This is a genomic window from Polynucleobacter necessarius, assembly GCF_900095185.1.
GTDB lineage: Bacteria > Pseudomonadota > Gammaproteobacteria > Burkholderiales > Burkholderiaceae > Polynucleobacter.
Map to the genome: position 1 here is coordinate 1,486,486 of NZ_LT606948.1, position 16,981 is coordinate 1,503,466.

Sequence of the window (16,981 nt, forward strand, 5' to 3'; positions counted from 1 at the left end):
AGCAATCAATTTGCTATTAACTTACCGTCTTTGAGGCGCGGCTCAACAAAGTGGCCTTTGCGTGCTCGATTGCCCGCAAATGACTTTAAGGTTTTCGCATCTAAACTCAGCTCTGTTGGCTTACCAGCGCGTCCAGCCCCTGAATAAATTGCCCCATCAGAACCTACGGCAATAGCGGAAGCCAGACACTCCTGATCGTCTAAGCCCATGAGAATAACGCCCTTACCACCGGTTGGTAAACGCTTGAGCTCATCCAACGGGAACACAAGTAACTTGGATGCTTCAGATAGACAGGCAACCTGTTTCATGCCAACTTTAACCTTAGAGGCGCCTAAAGGCGCATCGCCGAGAACCTTAGCATCAATACTGAGGAATGATTTACCGGCCTTATTACGCGTACTCATATCAGAGACATTAGCTAAGAAACCATAGCCAGCTCTGGTGGATAGCAATATCAAATCATCTGCTTGACCGGCATAGTAAGTAACCATTTGCGACCCGGCAGCCAAATTCACAAAGCTGGTTAATGGAGAGCCATCACCGCGCGCGCCCGGCAACTCACTAACAGGTACCGTGTAAACTCGACCATCACTGCCAAAGCCCTGGATGACATCAATGGTTCTGACTTCGAAGGTGTCATATAAAGCATCACCCGCCTTGAAACTAAATTGGGTAGGATCATGTTCATGACCTTGGCGAACGCGTACCCACCCTTTTTGCGACACGATCACCGTGACTGGTTCGTCAATCACTTTGGTCTCAGCCACAGCACGCTTACCCTCTTGAATCAAGGTGCGACGATCATCGCCGAAATCCTTCATGTCGGACTCAAGCTCTTTGATGATGCGTTTTCTTAAGACGGGGTCGCTTTGCAGCAAGCCCTCTAGATCGTCACGTTCCCCCTTCAGATCTTTAAGTTCTTGTTCAATTTTGATGCCCTCTAGGCGCGCTAACTGACGCAAGCGGATATCAAGAATATCCTCTGCTTGACGCTCACTGAGCTTGAACTCTTTAATGAAGTCAGCCTTCGGTTCATCGCTGTTACGAATAATCTTGATGACCTTATCAATATTGAGAAGAACAATTAAGCGCCCCTCCAAAAGGAGCATACGGTCTTGTACTTTGCCCAGGCGATGTTGAGTTCTGCGGGTTACAGTAGCAACCCTAAAAGCTATCCATTCAGTCAGAATATCTTTTAAGGCTTTTTGACGTGGACGATCGTCATTACCAATCATCACCAAATTCATTGGCGCATTGGACTCTAGCGAAGTGTGTGCCAGCAATAAATTAACAAACTCATTAACATCAATATTTTTACTCTTAGGCTCAAATACCAAACGAACTGCAGCATCCTTACTAGATTCGTCACGAACACCATCCAAAACATTCAGAATGGTTGATTTGAGATTATTTTGTTCTGGCGTTAAGGTTTTTTTACCAACCTTTACCTTAGGGTTGGTGATTTCTTCAATTTCTTGTAACACACGCTGTGAAGAGGTTGCTGGGGGTAATTCATTCACCACGATCTGCCACTGGCCACGTGCCAATTCTTCGACCGACCAACGAGCACGTACTTTAATGTTGCCGCGCCCTGCTTCATACATCTGCGTAATCTCTGCAGCAGAGGAAATAATCTGGCCGCCACCTGGATAGTCGGGACCAGGCATAATTTCTAAAAGCTCTGTTGTGCTCATTTTTGGCGACTTCATGAGTGCCACTGTAGCGCTAGCTACTTCACGTAAATTGTGTGAAGGAATCTCTGTCGCCATACCTACCGCAATACCCGATGCACCATTGAGCAAGACAAATGGAAGACGTGCAGGCAATAATTTGGGTTCTTGGAATGAGCCATCATAGTTCGGCGCAAAATCTACCGTGCCCTCATCAATCTCGCTCAAAAGCAAGCTGGCGATCTTGGTCAATCGCGCCTCGGTATAGCGCATTGCAGCAGCACTATCACCATCGCGAGAACCAAAATTCCCCTGTCCATCAATCAGCGGATAGCGAAGCGAAAAGCTTTGCGCTAAGCGAACTAACGCATCATAAGCAGATTGGTCACCATGCGGGTGAAACTTACCAAGCACATCGCCCACGACGCGAGCACTCTTGACCGGCTTAGCATCAGCGCGCAAACCCATCTCGCTCATAGAAAACAAAATGCGGCGCTGTACCGGTTTCTGTCCATCGGATACGTCTGGGAGAGCACGTCCTTTCACCACACTAATGGCGTAATCTAAATAGGCACGCTCTGCGTATACCGCTAAAGTAAGACTATCTTTACCATCTTCATTTAAGTCGATGGTCTTGGTATCAAGATTACCAGAACCGCCGCCGGAGGATGAAGCTAATATAGGCGCCTGATCGATCTCAACTTTTTCAATTTCCTTCACTTCAATGGGGCTAGAAAATAAATCTGCCTGCTCCACTGGAATATTTTTTCCAGGAGTCTTTTTAGTCGCCATTAGATATCTGCCTCAACTTCATTACCGCGTTCTTCAAGCCAATCACGTCGAGCGCTAGACTCTGATTTACCCATCAACATATCCATGGTTTTAAATGTCTCATCCTCGGTCCGTGTCCCCAGCATTACAGGTAGCAATCGGCGTGTATCAGGATTGAGAGTGGTATCCCAAAGCTGCTCGGCACTCATCTCTCCCAAGCCTTTAAAGCGAGAGATCTGCCATGCGGTTTCTTTTACGCCATCCTTACGAAGCTTATCTTCAATTGCTTGCAACTCATTTGCATCCAGGGCATAAATCTTTTGTGCTGGTTTCTTGCCACGCGCAGGCGCATCCACTCTAAATAGCGGTGGTCGAGAAATATGCACGTGACCGAACTCAATGAGTTTAGGGAAGTGTTTGTAGAACAGAGTTAATAACAAAACTTGAATATGAGCGCCATCAACGTCTGCATCCGAAAGAATACAAACCTTGCCGTAACGCAAATTCGATAAATCGGGGTTGTCATTAGGGCCATGGGGATCTATACCAATAGCTACTGCAATATCGTGGACCTCATTATTCGCAAATAAACGATCGCGTTCTGCTTCCCAAGTATTCAATACCTTGCCCCGCAAAGGCAAGATTGCTTGATATTCTTTGTTACGACCCATCTTCGCAGAACCACCTGCGGAGTCACCTTCTACCAGGAAGATTTCATTCATGGCAATATCTTGGCTCTCGCAATCGGTCAGCTTGCCTGGTAAGACAGCTACTCCAGAAGATTTTTTCTTCTCTACTTTTTGACCCGCGCGCGTACGCGCTTGAGCCTGCTTAATCACCAAGTCAGCTAATGTACGACCATAATCAACATGTTGGTTGAGCCAAAGCTCTAGGGCCGACTTCACATACCCTGAAATAAGGCGAACGGCATCACGAGAATTAAGGCGCTCTTTAATTTGACCCTGAAATTGAGGATCCAATACTTTGGCAGATAAGATAAATGATGCTCGAGCAAAAACATCTTCAGGCATCAACTTCACGCCCTTAGGTCGCAATGCGTGCATTTCAATAAAACCTTTCACCGCATTAAACAGACCCTCACGTAAACCACTTTCATGAGTTCCGCCAGCAGGTGTTGGAATTAAGTTCACATAACTTTCGCGTATTGGAGCACCATCTTCAGTCCAGCAAACCACCCAAGCAGCGCCCTCACCTTCGGCACATGAATCATCATCACCCACTCCAGTAGCATATTGCTCGACTTCAAATGGAGGAATGACTGCTGTGCCATGACCTGCTTGGGCAATGGCTTCATTTAAATAACCACGCAGACCTTGAGAGTACTGCCAATGCTGGGTATCACCCGTCTTCTCTTGAATGAGAGTGACTTTGATGCCTGGTAATAAGACTGCCTTAGAACGCAGTAAGCGGATGAGCTCAGGCATAGGGATTACAGAGCTATCAAAGTACTTGCCATCTGGCCATGCACGCACACGTGTGCCATGAGACTTATCTTCTTGTGTTGAAGCTACTGATTTGAGTTTCTCGATCACCTTGCCATCAGCAAAGGTTAATGTCGACATTTGGCCATCACGCCAAACAGTTACTTCCAATCTTTTGGATAGTGCATTTGTTACGGAAACTCCAACACCATGCAAACCACCCGAGAAGGCATACGCACCACCGGTACCTTTTTCAAATTTGCCGCCTGCATGCAATTGAGTAAATACAATCTCCACGACGGGTAATTTTTCAGTAGAATGCATCCCAACTGGAATACCGCGGCCATCATCTTCAACGCTCACGCTGCCATCGATATGCATCGTCACAATTATTTGCTTACCAAAGCCTCCCAAAGCCTCATCAGATGCGTTATCCAACACCTCTTGAATAATGTGGAGAGGATTATCGGTGCGGGTGTACATTCCAGGCCGTTGACGGACTGGTTCGAGGCCTTTGAGGACCTGAATCGATGATTCACTGTATTCGGAAGTTTTACGGGTAGCCATGCGCGCAAATTGTAGTCATGTCTGAGAGCTAGACTGAAATTTTCCGGAATGCCCCTGTCATCGATGCCAAAATTGGGGTATGGGAGCCTTAAGGCATATTCGTATATTAGACCTCAGCCGTGTACTACCATGTCCATGGTGTAAAAGTAGAGAGGCCTGATGTTGGAGATGATACCCGTTATTGTGGCCCTCCCCTTGCCAAAGATGCCAGCAGCAAAGACACTGATGAATCTGCTTACTTTATTTGCATCAACCGCAATAAGCGCTCAATCACAGTGGATATCGCCAAGCCTGAAGGGCAAGATCGCATTCGCAAACTAGCAGCCGAATTAGATGTTGTTATTGAGAACTACAAAGTCGGTGACTTAGCTAAATACGGCCTGGATTATGAGAGTCTCCAAAAAGTTAAGTCTGATTTGATTGACTGTGCAATTACTGGTTTTAGTCAATCTGGCCCCTATGCACGCAAAGACCAGGATAGACTTCATGATTCAGGGCATGGGTGGCTTCATGAGTGTGACTGGTGAAGCCCATGACCTTGAAGGAACCAGCCCGCAAAAATCAGGCGTTGCAATCGCTGACATTTGTACTGGTATGTATGCCAGTACTGCTATCTTGGCTGCGATCGTACATCGTGACCACACTGGCGAAGGTCAATATATTGATATGTCTTTACTAGATACGGAGATAGCTATGATAGCCAATGTATCAAGTGCCTACCTGACTTCCGGAGCAATTCCTAAACGTTGGGGTAACGCGTCTGCAATTATCGTGCCCTATCAAACCTTTCCAACAGGAGTCATCTAAATACCATGACTACTCAATCTTCCACAACAGGATTGACAGTTCATCAGGCCCTGATCTACGGAGGACTCATGGTCACCATATCCATGGGAATTCGTCATGGCTTTGGACTCTTTAATTTCCCCATTACTTCTGCTAATGGCCGGGGCCGCGAAACCTTTGCATTGACAATTGCGTTATAGAACCTCATCTGGGGTGCAGTACAGCCGATTACAGGGACATTAGCCGATCGTTTTGTCGCATTCAAAATTATGGTCGCTGGTGGCTTACTCTATGTACTCGGTCTTGCTAGCATGGCAATTTCAAGCGATGTTATAGCGTGGTCTACGGCATTCTCGGTTGAGACCACGAATTCTCTTCTATTTAAAATCCCGTTAACATACTTTTAGTCACACATCAAACTCGCCGTAGCACAATGGATAGTGCACATGCCTCCTAAGCGTGGGATACAGGTTCGATTCCTGTCGGCGGGACCATAATTTCTACATACTTATCCACAGGCATTGTGGATAAGTATGTAGAAATTATGGTAAGTCACGGATTTGTATAGGCTGACCTAGCTTGCCTAAAATGTGTGCAAAATGGTTTACAAGGATTTCAATAATGATTAACAAATTTTCCTACTTTCTCTAGCTAAATTTGTGTTAATAGAACCCTAGAATAGGAGCATATCAGGTGATATCCCCTTACACTAAAAGCCATGAATAGCCTTTCAACCATTACGCTTGCTGCTCTCGAGGGTATGCAGCAAAATACGGCACGTTCTGCTCCAGCGGATTTTTTACCAATTTACCTATCACGCGGTTTGCTTGGCGAACAACTGATTTGCCATCTCAGCCCAGGATTTTTACCCTACTTGCAAGAGTCTTTACAAAAGCAACCTATTCCTTAGTGCAGTTGGGCGCAACAAACTAACGATTCAAATAGCTAAACCAAACGAGTTATCCGTTTCGCTTTTTCAATTAGCCGATCGTATGCGCTGAGGCGGATTTATACCCGGATGGCGCAATGAAGACTGTGATTGGCTTGATCAAAATGGGCACAAGTACTTTCGTATGGAGCGAGCAGCTTTTTTAGAGCCTTTGGTTTTAGGGGTATGGCTATACCCAGAGCAACACTATTTGGCTTGGTAGGCGCAGTGAAACGAAGTCTACTGATCCCGGTAAATTAGATAACTTAGCAGCTGGTGGTATTATTTACGATGAAACACCTTGGGTCTGTGCACGCCGCGAACTTTGAGCGGAAGCTGGTGTACCCGAGCAACTTGAACCCGCATGGCGCATGCGCATGCGGAGACCAATCTCAGGCCGAGGCTTTGATGATGAGCAGCTGTACATCTACGACCTAGAGCTGGCGGATAACTTGATCCCCACCAACATCATGATGGGGAAGTCAGCGGTTTTATTGAAATAAGCCTCCTCCCAGAGGAGGCAGCCCGTATTTTGGCTGATGAATTTACTTCTGATGCCGCATTTGTATCAGACCGACACCCGGTTTCGTCCATCTAAAACAACATGAGCACAGGCAATACCTCAACAAAAAACGCAAAACACGAGATTCCAAGTTTAAAAAGTTTGGAGCGCGACTTTGGTCAGAAGTTTGCCTATCCAGCTTCTACCAAAACTTATCTGTAAGGATCAAGGTCTGATATTATTCTGAATCCATAGGTCTTGAGCAATTACGCAAGGATCCAGCCTATAAGCCACTCCTCAAACCACATCCTGGTAAAGGATGCGGTTCCAACTTACCCGAAATCGTTACCGGTAAATTTGTGCGATCAGAATCTGCGAAATCATGAAATCATACGATGTGTCATTTAGCTTAGGTAACGGTCTACGTCTTGGTTGTATCGCAGACTCAAACGATGCTGCGCAATTTGGTGAACTTCATACTTTAGGCGAGTTGACCGCTAAAGCTTGGAAGCATGATGTCCAAGTCATGATTGAAGGCCCAGGTCACGTACCGATATGCAACGCATTGAAGAAAACATGACTGAAGAGCTTAAGCACTGTTTAGAGGCGCCCTTCTATACCCTTGACCATTGAGATTACTGATATTGCCCCTGGCTATGCTCACATCAGTAGTGGTATTGGAGCGATGCTTTGCTATGTCACACCAAAAGAGCATTTGGGTTTACCAGACAAAGAAGATGTGCGTGAAGGCATCATTACCTACAAAATTGCCGCTCATGGGGCTGACTTAGCCAAAAAGGCTTGCCGGGCGCACAAGTACGCGATAACGCCCTATCTAAGGCACGCTTTGAGTCCCACATTAGGAAGATCAATTCAATCTCGGCTTAGATCCTGAGCGTGCACGCGAGTACACCCTACCAGCTAAAGGTGCAAAGATTGCACACGTCTGCTCAATGTGCGGACCCAAGTTCTGCTCCATAAAGATTACCCAAGAAGTACGCGACTATGCAGTCACTTTAGATGACGATGGCAATCCCAAAGCTAAGGTGACTCCTATCCATGAAGTAGTGGATCCAAGCAAAGGTATGGAAGAGATGTCTGCAGAGTTCCGCAAGCGTGGCAGCGAAATCTATCAGTAAGCTAACGTTTTTAGCAAACAGAAAATAGATCAAGACGCCAAGCGCGAGTTTCACCAATCGTAAGTACGCAATTGTTGGCGGCGGCCTCATGGGTCGCCTGCTTGCGCTTTCGCTTGCTAAAGGTGAAGCACATGTCGAGATATTTGATAAAGGCGGTCCTGAGGGGTAAGGCTGCTGCCCGCCGTATCGTTGCTGCGATGCTCGCCCCTCTAGCAGAGTCAACCATTACCGAGGATTCTGTTGTCAGGTTGGGTTGATATAGCTTGCCGCGTTAGCATGAAATCATCAATGAAATCAGTACCCCCGTGTATTTTCAGCAAAATGGCACTCTGATTCTTTGGCACCGACAAGATTCTAGTGAAGCGGAACGCTTTGCTGCTCAGTTGGAGAAGAACTGTCGCCTCCATACCGATTTAAGTGCACCACAAAAATTAGGTCATGATGATTTACTTTTGCTAGAACCCAGCGTTGCTGATCGTTTCAACCAGGGTTTATATTTACCCAACGAAGGACAATTGGATCATCGCCAATTATTAGATGCTCTGGTAATTGAGTTCGAAATTACCAAGGTTGATTGCCACTGGCATACCGAGATCGAACCATCGAATGTACGTCAGCAGAAAACCTATACAGGAGTAATTGACTCCGTGGAACAGGTGCTAAGGGGCTATGGACGGCCGGTAATACATCCAATACGGCTCCCGTGGCGTCCGCGCGCGGTGAGGTCATCCGCTTGTATGCGCCTGAAATGAAATTACGCCGTTCTACTCGCCTGATACATCTCCGCTACCGGATATATATATTGCACCAAAAGAGGATGATGTTTATGTTGTCGGAGCCGCTAAAATTGAATCGGAAAATTTTTCGACAATGCGTGTGCGCTCTGCAATGGAGCTTTTGAGTGCCATCTATACCGTTCATAGTGATTTTACTGAAGCGCGCATTCTACACAATGTCGTCCTACTTTAAAAAATAATCTTCCCGAAATACGGATGAAGAAAGACAAAGACCTGCCAGGTTTGATCATGATCAATGGCCTGTATCGCCATGGTTTTATGATTGCGCCAGCAGTGCTTGATTGCGCATTACAGGTTTTAGATCATGGCATTAGTAAGACTGCATTTGAGCTGAGCTTGAGCATTATTCAAGATAATCACCTGAGCGAGGAATTATGCGTGTAGTTGTCAATCAGGTGCCTTATGAATTACCTAGCAATAGCATGATTAGCGATGCACTAAGCTTAATAGATGCAAAACCACCTTATGCCGTTGCAGTCAACCTTAATTTTGTGCCGAAGACTAAACATGGTGAGTTTGTATTAAAAGAAAATAATCAAGCTGAAGTGATCGCACCGGTTACTGGCGGCTAATGAAGAATCGTGCTGATACGCTTGTCCTTTATGGCGAGAGCTTTAAAAACCGCCTACTATTGGGAACATCACGCTACCCATCCCCCACAAATTTTAGAGGATTCGGTCCAAGTATCTAATACTACCATGATTACCGTAAGCTTACGTCGTTAGGGTACTCCAACAACCGAAGCGCATAGTGGCTTCTGGGATTTGCTAAAGAAAATGGCTGTACCTGTTCTTCACAATCCTGCTGGTTGTCATAGCCCGCAGGAAGTAATTACTACTGCACAAGTTTTTGAAACCAATTGGATTAAGCTTGAACTCATTGGTGACGATTACACATTACAACACGATGTCTTGCGTTTAGTACAAACTGCTGAATCCTTAATCAAGGATGGCTTTAAAGTATTGCCGTATTGCACTGAAGATTTGATATTGTACCAACGACTCGTCGATGTAGGGTGTCAGGCGGTCATGCCCTGGGCTGCTCCAATTGGAACTGGTCAGGGCCCTTTAAATCCATATGCTATGAAACTCTTGCGCGATCGCCTTAAGTACCGGTGTTAGTTGTGATGCGGGTCTAGGGCTACCCATCACACGCTTGTACTTTGATGGCATGGGGCTTTTTGATGGCGTACTACTCAATACCGCGGGTGCATTAGCTAACGATCCTGTAGTGATGGCTACGGCGTTCGCAATGGCGGTAGATGCTGGCCGTTCAGCCTATTTATCTGGTGCTATGAAACCTCAAAAGTCTGCTCAAGCCAGCACCCCTTTAGTGGATACTCCGTTTTGGCACCAATCGTAATTACACCAAGTGCAGCACACTTCGTGAATCCATAGGGACTGAGTACACCAATTTAATGGGCTTAATAAGAGACCTGGCTAACCAAATCATCGAAGCGCATCGCAATGATGAGCTTTGCATTCCGATTCCAGCATTTAGCCTTAATACTCCACCTCCTCTCATAAATAATGAGGCCGCTGTAGACCATTACGAATTGGCAGGTGCGTTGGCGAGCATTGAGATGGGTTTTATTGAAACAGATGCCAGAATTTTAGGTAAAGCCTCGTTGCGGATGACCTTGCAAGACGGTGGATTTAATCCCTTTCAGTGGCCGAGCAGACCAGAGCATTTTGATTTGTTGCCTTTTGGACACGCAATATGAATCCCAACGCATTTCCAGAATGCCCGCAACGATTAGGTCTTTATGGCGTAATGCCAGATGTTGATTGGGTAAAGCGCATGGTTGATGCTGAATTACCGACGGTACAACTGCGCTTTAAGTCAGACGAAAAATCTAAAATCCGCAAACAAATTCAAGAATCCGTTGCTGCCGTGAAGGACAGCAAAACTCTGCTCTTTATTAATGACTACTGGCAAGAGGCGATCGATGCTGGAGCCTATGGAGTTCATTTAGGTCAAGCAGATTTAGAAGTCGCTGATCTTGACCAGATTTGAGCTGCAGGTCTGCGTCTAGGTCTAAGCACCCACGGATATGCAGAGCTTGCGCATGCAGACCGTTTGCGCCCAAGTTACATCGCTATGGGTGCAGTATTTCCAACCAATTTAAAGAAAATGCCAACTGTTCCGCAAGGATTTGGTCGTCTTTATCAATACGCCAAATTAATGAATCACTATCCGCTGGTCGCTATTAGAGGCATTGATAAAGATAGCATTCATGCAGTAGCTCGAAGTGGCGTCGGTTCGGTCGCCGTAGTAAGAGCCCTCACTCAAGCCAAAGATCCTAAAGCGGCCGTAAAACATTTGCAGGAACTAATGGAGGCTTCACAAAGATTGGGTGCCTACTCGAGCCCCTTTAGAAGTTTTCTTTTTCATCGAGTAATGCTGTTGGGTAGAAGTCGTGCATATATCATAATGGCCCTGGACCTTCACCAATGCTCAAGAAACGCCCTGCCTCTAATCCTGCCTCCACATATGCAATCGCTTGTGCAACTACGTGTCTGAGATCGTGGCCATCAGCAAGAGAGCGGCCCGTTCCGTGGGTGTTGATGGCATTGACTCGATAATGTTTAAATTCTGTGGTTTGCACTACCTTAAGACCTTCTTCTATTGTGCGTCACATTAAATCGGAAACAGTTCTGTGAGCATGGCTTGAGCTGTGTCATCACCACCTAAACTAGCCACTGATGTTGCACGTAAAACAGGATAGAGAACAATCTTTTTCACGCCATGCCGACGCAATGCTTTTGCTACCGTTTTTACAATCTCAAGACTTGCAAGCATCCCAATTTTGATAATATCAGCGCTGATATCCAATAAAACAACATCAATTTAGACCTCAACAACATCTAAGTCGATATCCTGAATGCGGGTGACGCCAAGGGTATTTTGGGCTGTGATAGCGGTAATTACTGACATACCGTAGCAGTAATTACCTTAAGGTCTGCCTGAAGTCCAGCCCCACCGCCACTATCCGCACCAGCGATAGTCAATACTTTAGGAATCTGCACAGAAGTAGAGAGAAGTGCTTTCATCTTGCTATAATATCGGCTTATTCCTCGATAGCTCAGTCGGTAGAGCGCCGGACTGTTAATCCGTAGGTCCCTGGTTCGAGCCCAGGTCGAGGAGCCAGATAAGTCAAAACCTTCAGAGTGAATAGCCCTGAAGGCTTTTTTACTATCCTGCCGGTTGGGGGGCTTAGGGATCAATCTCATTAATAGCCTTAATACACCCATTTCGAATGGCATCGAGCAATGTTTCGTAGTCTTTGTGATTTTGCTTTGTATATTCCATTGCAAAGCGACTAACTGCCTCTTCAAATATTTTTCTGATTTGCCGAGGTAACCTGAAATCATTGCAGTATTACCTGACTTCGCATGAGATCGTGCTAAAGCTTGCCCGCAGTATTTAGCATGATTTTTTAAACGTGTAGGCGTTACCTCATCAAATAAAAAAGAAACTTTCATATCTCGCAACTGACGGATATAAAAATCCCTATCTTCAGGCCATCTTGCCCAACCTAGAAATATATCGGAAGAAGATTGGGTTAAACGCTGTCCAACTACTACACGTTCACCGTGTTTCTCGTACCGACTCTTCCCAGCATAAGGTTGAAGCACCGATGCTCGAACTTCTTTAATCTGCAATAAAAGAAGTTCGTCGTCTGGGGTCATAAATAAGGTCACAAAACAACGCGTTCCAACACTACCAATGCCTACCACAATATCTTGCAATTGATAGCGGTCAATTAAGACTCTACGATCATGAGATACAGACTCTCTGTAATCCTTGATTGCTCTACTTTTGCGTTAGCATCAAAATTCGCTCTTTGACGATGAAACATCAGTGGTGGCTGATCAAGTAAACGCTTTTGTCCACCAACCTCCGTGGTAATTTTAGGAAATAGGAATTCCGCCACTCTGTTCTCGGCTCGCTTAATCAGCTCCGCGCGATACAAACGGCTCTTCTTCATAGGAGCATTATGCGCATATATTCCAGTAATAGACGTTCTGGAGAGATCATCGGCCATAAGGGCAGCCGAGAGCCACTAAGAAAAGCAAACGGACTGGCCATCGTGTAATTCTGGCATTGCAAACCAGCAATATCATTTGGCGGAGAGCCTCATATCGAGCATTGCCTGTGCTACAAAATCAGATTTGCTGGGTAAATCTATCTAGTGGACCCCAAAACACATAGACGGAGTTTTAGATCCAAACCTCATTTGAGGATCTTTATAAGCCTATATAGGATCTTATTCACCCATCGAATTGCCGATATACGAAATCCGTCATAACCACATTAAAATGCTGGATTATGAATAAAGCTCCTGAGCTCCTCGCCCCTGCCGGCAGCTTGAATATGCTACGCACTGCTTTTGATTTTGGAGCGGATGCGATTTATGCTGGACAACCTCGCTACTCATTACGAGTCCGCAATAATGACTTTGGCAAGATTGAAGTGCTCCAGCAGGGAATCGATACTGCCCATGAAATGGGCAAGAAATTTTATTTAGTCTCCAATTTATTACCCCATGGCAGCAAGACCCGTACCTATATTAAGGATATGGATCCAGTCATCGCATTGAAGCCCGATGCTTTAATCATGTCTGATCCGGGTCTCATCATGATGGCGCGTGAAGCGTGGCCTGATATGCCTATTCATTTATCCGTGCAAGTGAATACTGTCAATGGTGCCTCTGCAAAGTTTTGGCACTCAGTGGGTATTAGTCGCGTCATTCTTGCGCGTGAGCTGTCTTTTGATGAAATTGAAGAAGTACGACAAGACTGCCCTGAAATGGAGCTTGAAGTATTTGTTCATGGCGCGCTTTGTATTGCCTACTCTGGTCGTTGTCTACTCTCAGGCTACATGTCTCATCGCGATTCCAATCAAGGTGCTTGTACGAATGCTTGCCGCTGGGACTATAAAGTGAAGCCTGGTCAACAGATCACTAGTGGTGATGTTGTTCTCCTCCAAGAAGCTCGTCGACCTGATGAATTGATGCCTATGGAAGAAGATGAGCATGGCACGTACATCATGAATTCCAAAGATTTGCGCGCCGTTGAACACATTGAGCGACTGACCAAAATGGGTGTTGACTCCTTTAAGATCGAAGGCCGCACCAAATCTCCCTATTATGTTGCCAGAACTGTTCAAGCCTATCGATCGGCGATTGATGATGCCGTTGCTGGTAGACCATTTAACACGGCTTTACTCGGCAATCTAGAGGGTCTTGCAAACCGCGGTTACACGGATGGCTTTTATGAGCGACATCACGATAAAGAGTATCAACTCTATATACGTGGACATTCCTTATCAGGTCGCAGCCTCTATGTAGGAGAGACACTTGAGATAGACCCTGCTACTGGTCGAGTGAAGGTGGATGTTAAGAACCGTTTCTCTGTTGGTGATAAACTGGAGCTCCTTGAGCCACAAGGCAACCAGGATATTGTTCTAGAGAATATGTGGAACATAAATGGTGACCCGATTGATGTAGCACCAGGATCAGGACATTTTGTATGGCTAGAGCTCCCCTTGCGTAGCAAGCATGCGTTCATTGCTCGCTATACCCAGGAACCAGCTACAACTGAAGAGAGCGCTTGCTCCATATGCGGCGAATAATTCAATGAACCATCCAAACACTCCAAGTCTTGGGCAAAAACTCAAAGCAGAAGCCAGACAAACATTTAGCTTAACGATTTATTTTGGCACCTGGTTTTGCTTTAGTTAGAGCTGCTATCTCTGCAAAGTTTATGTTGATTGCGCAGGCCATTTTTCCAATCAAGGTAGATAAGCATCATGGGATTTTGAAGTCCCTCATTTTTGAATCCATCATTTATCTGATAGTTGTAATCGGCTTAAATTGCATCGAGGCTGGAATCGATGGCAGCTTTTGGAAATTCTGATCCATTAAGGATTTTCGCAATGGCCATTGTCTACTGGCTGATTGTTTGGCCTCATCGGATTTTTTTGTGTAATGTGACCAGTGAAATTCTTTTCTAGAGGGCTATTGATGCAAACAACGGGTGATGTTTCTGATAGCCATACCCTTGTCATATCGGCACACCAGTCAACGCGTGCCAATGATCAGCAGTTTTTTTGTGGACAGCCATACCGCCACCAATAGTAACTAGTAAATTTGGTAATTGAATCTTTTTAAACTCGGGGCGGTGAATCAAAGCATGAAATAAAGTCTTCACACCTGGAAAAATATTGATGTTCGGATGCTTTTCAAGCAACTTAATAAAGCCAGAGATATCACGAGGGTTCGCTACCATTGCTAGCAATCCGCTCTTAGCTAATCCTAAGATTGCACAAGCAGTCCGAGCAAAAATATGGGTTAATGGCAAAGCGCATAAAAAAACCAATTGCTGGTCTGGTAGACTTTTTAGTGCCGGGTTTAGCCAATGTTCTATTTGCAGAACATTCGATAAGATATTATGTTGTAGCAAGACTGCGCCTTTAGAAACTCCCGTTGTGCCGCCGGCATATTGCACAAATATGCAATATCATCCAATCCAATTTGCGGTTGCTTAAACGCTTTTCTTACACCAATTTGCAAGGCATCTTTGAACTTGATATGCGGGAAATCCCAGGGCGGGATCACTTTCTTCATACGTCTTGCTACCCAGTTAATTAGACTACCTTTAAATCCCATCAACTCTCCGGGACTGCTGACAATAACCTGCTGAATAGATGTTTGACTTTGGATCCGCTCATAGATCGATGCAAAGTTTTCCATCATCACGAAAACTGAAGCACCGCTATCTTTTAATTGTGCTTCCAATTCGCGCGCTGATATAAAAGGGATTGATATTGATCACCATAAAACCTGCGCGCAATGTTCCTATCATGGCAATGACATACTCCACCACATTGGGATACATCAAGGCAACACAAGCACCCTTTTCTAAATGCAAACTCTGAAGGTAGGATGCAAAATCTTTCGACAACCAATTAATTTGGCCATAGGTATCAAAGCTTCCCATCGACTCAATAAACCGACGATTAGCAAAGAGTTCAAAACATTCCTCAATGAATTGACTCAAAGAGGCCTGATTCAGGGGGTCTAACTCATGAGGTACATCTTCTGGATAATGTTTTAACCAAGGTTTTGAAGCGTTCGCGCAGGCATCTCTCGGCTCAGGCAATGATTTGCTGCAACTGTTCTAAGAATAACTCTTGAGCATCATTTACTTTCTCACCCCAATCGGTACCAGAACTCTCATTTGCCTCATCAGTAATATATTTAAATGATCGCCAAGATATTTGGTAGGCATACGCAGTAGCAGCAATAGCAAATAACCCCATATCGACATCCCGACTTAGCAGCCAAGGGTCCTGTGCAGTTACAAAACTATCACCTGTGCCACCGAGAAATTGACTGGTTGAGAGGTATGCTTGGGGGCAGTCGCAAAATGGAGTATTGCCACGTGAAACTAAAGGCTCGGCATTCATATCTCGCTGGATAACTTTACCAATCTCTACCAAGCCATTCAAGCTGGATTTGATTTTTCCAGCAACCCCAAAATTCACAATTTGTTTTGGAGAATCTTGCTGTATTGCTTTAATATTCATAAGCGAAGCATTAATCTTGCCCACGCCAGAATAGACTATCTCTACCCCCGTGAGCAAGATTCATGCTTGAGCTCAGACTCTAAAGCGGTAATAATCAGAAGGTTTATTTTCATATTGATGAATAATGAATTTACTAGATTATCTACCCGGGATTCCAGATGTTCCAAAGCCCGGCATTCTTTTTAGCGATATCTCTCCTCTATTAGCGAATCCACAAGCATTTAGGGAGGCAATCAGGCAACCTCATGAAATAGCCAATCAGTTTGATTACACCCATGTTTTTGGAATTGAGTCGCGTGGCTTTATCTTCGGGTCCGCTTTAGCTCACCCATACCCACAGCCTAGCGCTAGCCCGAAAGCCTAATAAACTTCCTTTAGCGAGCCACCGCGAAGCATCATACGGTCTGGAATACGGAGCCGATTCCCTAGCAATACAGCAATCAACTTTGCCTCAAGATGCTAAAAGTCCTCTTAATAGATGATGCTCTAGCAACTGGAGGCACCTTAGTTGCTGCAGACAGATTAATTCGCAATGCCAGCTTCGAAGCCTCTGGAGCCATTACCATCTTAAATGGTGGGGCAACCAAAACGGCATGCGCCACCGCCCTGTACTCAAAAGCTAGATTAACTTTTTTGCGCTTTTGATGATTTTCATTGCGCCCCAACCTACAGCCAACACTTGACTAGCTAGTTTAGGCTTATAATGCGCTAGTGCCGCAAAAGCGCTTGTCCAAAGAATGAGATTACTTTTCAGAAAATGATAGGTGTCAACAACACCCCTATCTG

At 45.3% G+C, this 16,981-nt stretch carries 20 protein-coding genes, 2 tRNA genes and 6 pseudogenes; 17 read left to right on the forward strand and 11 right to left on the reverse strand.

Annotated elements, in window-relative coordinates; genetic code table 11:
- Window positions 1-5: 5 nt before the first annotated feature.
- Window positions 6-2,462, reverse strand: coding sequence for a DNA topoisomerase IV subunit A (gene parC, locus DXE31_RS08575; RefSeq protein ID WP_415077979.1), 2,457 nt, complete (start codon window positions 2,460-2,462; stop codon window positions 6-8).
- Window positions 2,462-4,450, reverse strand: a complete 1,989-nt coding sequence (locus DXE31_RS08580; protein WP_114698479.1) for a DNA topoisomerase IV subunit B — start codon at window positions 4,448-4,450, stop codon at window positions 2,462-2,464. The genes parC and DXE31_RS08580 overlap by 1 nt, the downstream gene beginning before the upstream one ends.
- Window positions 4,451-4,529: 79 nt before the next feature.
- Between DXE31_RS08580 and DXE31_RS08585 the strand changes: the two are divergent.
- The 13 genes and pseudogenes from DXE31_RS08585 to DXE31_RS08630 all read left to right on the forward strand — a co-directional run.
- Window positions 4,530-5,245 (forward strand): annotated as a pseudogene (locus tag DXE31_RS08585) (CaiB/BaiF CoA transferase family protein); the annotation flags it as partial.
- A gap of 17 nt (window positions 5,246-5,262) precedes the next feature.
- Window positions 5,263-5,436: a hypothetical protein gene (locus DXE31_RS10630; RefSeq protein WP_197712217.1), complete on the forward strand. Its 174-nt coding sequence runs from the start codon at window positions 5,263-5,265 to the stop codon at window positions 5,434-5,436.
- 219 nt (window positions 5,437-5,655) lie between these two features.
- Window positions 5,656-5,730 (forward strand) — tRNA-Arg (locus DXE31_RS08595).
- A gap of 224 nt (window positions 5,731-5,954) precedes the next feature.
- Window positions 5,955-6,146 carry a hypothetical protein gene (locus tag DXE31_RS10635; RefSeq protein WP_197712218.1) on the forward strand — a complete coding sequence of 64 codons (192 nt, stop codon included), beginning with the start codon at window positions 5,955-5,957 and terminating at the stop codon, window positions 6,144-6,146.
- A gap of 227 nt (window positions 6,147-6,373) precedes the next feature.
- A complete protein-coding gene (locus DXE31_RS13020) occupies window positions 6,374-6,493 on the forward strand; it encodes an NUDIX domain-containing protein (RefSeq protein WP_197712255.1) in 120 nt (39 codons plus the stop codon).
- Between the two features lie 555 nt (window positions 6,494-7,048).
- A pseudogene (locus tag DXE31_RS08605) lies at window positions 7,049-7,561 on the forward strand (phosphomethylpyrimidine synthase ThiC).
- A gap of 58 nt (window positions 7,562-7,619) precedes the next feature.
- The gene (locus DXE31_RS11690) at window positions 7,620-7,805 is read left to right on the forward strand and encodes a hypothetical protein (protein ID WP_231969566.1); all 186 of its coding nucleotides are present in this window, start codon (window positions 7,620-7,622) and stop codon (window positions 7,803-7,805) included.
- Between the two features lie 88 nt (window positions 7,806-7,893).
- Window positions 7,894-8,986 (forward strand): annotated as a pseudogene (locus tag DXE31_RS08610) (FAD-dependent oxidoreductase).
- Window positions 8,977-9,174 carry a sulfur carrier protein ThiS gene (thiS, locus tag DXE31_RS08615; protein ID WP_114698480.1) on the forward strand — a complete coding sequence of 66 codons (198 nt, stop codon included), beginning with the start codon at window positions 8,977-8,979 and terminating at the stop codon, window positions 9,172-9,174. Before DXE31_RS08610 ends, thiS begins: the two are co-directional and overlap by 10 nt.
- A 204-nt stretch (window positions 9,175-9,378) precedes the next feature.
- A complete protein-coding gene (locus DXE31_RS13025) occupies window positions 9,379-9,723 on the forward strand; it encodes a beta/alpha barrel domain-containing protein (protein WP_269460609.1) in 345 nt (114 codons plus the stop codon).
- Window positions 9,724-9,772: 49 nt separating this feature from the next.
- On the forward strand, window positions 9,773-9,964 hold the full coding sequence (locus DXE31_RS13030; RefSeq protein WP_269460610.1) for a hypothetical protein: 192 nt from the start codon (window positions 9,773-9,775) through the stop codon (window positions 9,962-9,964).
- Between the two features lie 55 nt (window positions 9,965-10,019).
- Complete coding sequence (locus tag DXE31_RS08625; RefSeq protein WP_114698481.1) at window positions 10,020-10,325, forward strand: hypothetical protein; 306 nt, start codon at window positions 10,020-10,022, stop codon at window positions 10,323-10,325.
- A 77-nt stretch (window positions 10,326-10,402) separates the two neighbouring features.
- Window positions 10,403-10,828: pseudogene (locus DXE31_RS08630) on the forward strand (thiamine phosphate synthase); the annotation flags it as partial.
- Window positions 10,829-11,030: 202 nt separating this feature from the next.
- Here DXE31_RS08630 and DXE31_RS11695 read toward each other — a convergent pair.
- The 3 genes and pseudogenes from DXE31_RS11695 to DXE31_RS11705 form a co-directional block, all read right to left on the reverse strand.
- Window positions 11,031-11,210 (reverse strand): hydroxymethylpyrimidine/phosphomethylpyrimidine kinase, encoded by a 180-nt coding sequence (locus DXE31_RS11695; RefSeq protein WP_231969567.1) that lies wholly within the window; start codon window positions 11,208-11,210, stop codon window positions 11,031-11,033.
- 32 nt (window positions 11,211-11,242) lie between these two features.
- A pseudogene (locus tag DXE31_RS11700) lies at window positions 11,243-11,539 on the reverse strand (bifunctional hydroxymethylpyrimidine kinase/phosphomethylpyrimidine kinase).
- Window positions 11,530-11,655, reverse strand: coding sequence for a bifunctional hydroxymethylpyrimidine kinase/phosphomethylpyrimidine kinase (locus DXE31_RS11705; RefSeq protein WP_231969493.1), 126 nt, complete (start codon window positions 11,653-11,655; stop codon window positions 11,530-11,532). The pseudogene DXE31_RS11700 and the gene DXE31_RS11705 overlap by 10 nt, the downstream one beginning before the upstream one ends.
- A 21-nt stretch (window positions 11,656-11,676) precedes the next feature.
- On the opposite strand from DXE31_RS11705, the gene DXE31_RS08640 reads away from it, so the two are divergent.
- Window positions 11,677-11,752 (forward strand) — tRNA-Asn (locus tag DXE31_RS08640).
- Between the two features lie 230 nt (window positions 11,753-11,982).
- Here the strand turns inward: DXE31_RS08640 and DXE31_RS13035 are convergent.
- A pseudogene (locus DXE31_RS13035) lies at window positions 11,983-12,414 on the reverse strand (DUF2252 family protein); the annotation flags it as partial.
- The gene (locus DXE31_RS08650) at window positions 12,369-12,650 is read right to left on the reverse strand and encodes a hypothetical protein (protein WP_114698482.1); all 282 of its coding nucleotides are present in this window, start codon (window positions 12,648-12,650) and stop codon (window positions 12,369-12,371) included. The gene DXE31_RS08650 and the pseudogene DXE31_RS13035, both read right to left, overlap by 46 nt.
- 284 nt (window positions 12,651-12,934) lie before the next feature.
- On the opposite strand from DXE31_RS08650, the gene DXE31_RS08655 reads away from it, so the two are divergent.
- The gene (locus tag DXE31_RS08655) at window positions 12,935-14,239 is read left to right on the forward strand and encodes a peptidase U32 family protein (protein WP_114698483.1); all 1,305 of its coding nucleotides are present in this window, start codon (window positions 12,935-12,937) and stop codon (window positions 14,237-14,239) included.
- Window positions 14,240-14,670: 431 nt separating this feature from the next.
- Here DXE31_RS08655 and DXE31_RS10645 read toward each other — a convergent pair whose 3' ends face one another.
- From DXE31_RS10645 to DXE31_RS08670, 4 genes are all read right to left on the reverse strand, one after another.
- On the reverse strand, window positions 14,671-15,114 hold the full coding sequence (locus DXE31_RS10645; RefSeq protein WP_197712219.1) for an AMP-binding protein: 444 nt from the start codon (window positions 15,112-15,114) through the stop codon (window positions 14,671-14,673).
- The gene (locus tag DXE31_RS10650; RefSeq protein WP_197712220.1) at window positions 15,030-15,404 is read right to left on the reverse strand and encodes a hypothetical protein; all 375 of its coding nucleotides are present in this window, start codon (window positions 15,402-15,404) and stop codon (window positions 15,030-15,032) included. Before DXE31_RS10650 ends, DXE31_RS10645 begins: the two co-directional genes overlap by 85 nt.
- A complete protein-coding gene (locus tag DXE31_RS10655; RefSeq protein WP_197712221.1) occupies window positions 15,382-15,666 on the reverse strand; it encodes an AMP-binding protein in 285 nt (94 codons plus the stop codon). The genes DXE31_RS10650 and DXE31_RS10655 overlap by 23 nt, the downstream gene beginning before the upstream one ends.
- Window positions 15,667-15,760: 94 nt before the next feature.
- Window positions 15,761-16,195, reverse strand: a complete 435-nt coding sequence (locus tag DXE31_RS08670) for a nucleoside phosphorylase-I family protein (protein WP_231969494.1) — start codon at window positions 16,193-16,195, stop codon at window positions 15,761-15,763.
- Between the two features lie 124 nt (window positions 16,196-16,319).
- On the opposite strand from DXE31_RS08670, the gene DXE31_RS11710 reads away from it, so the two are divergent.
- Both DXE31_RS11710 and DXE31_RS11715 read left to right on the forward strand, forming a co-directional pair.
- Window positions 16,320-16,559, forward strand: a complete 240-nt coding sequence (locus DXE31_RS11710; protein WP_231969495.1) for a type I phosphoribosyltransferase — start codon at window positions 16,320-16,322, stop codon at window positions 16,557-16,559.
- A gap of 92 nt (window positions 16,560-16,651) precedes the next feature.
- Window positions 16,652-16,840 (forward strand): phosphoribosyltransferase family protein, encoded by a 189-nt coding sequence (locus DXE31_RS11715; protein WP_231969496.1) that lies wholly within the window; start codon window positions 16,652-16,654, stop codon window positions 16,838-16,840.
- The last annotated feature ends 141 nt before the right edge of the window (window positions 16,841-16,981 follow it).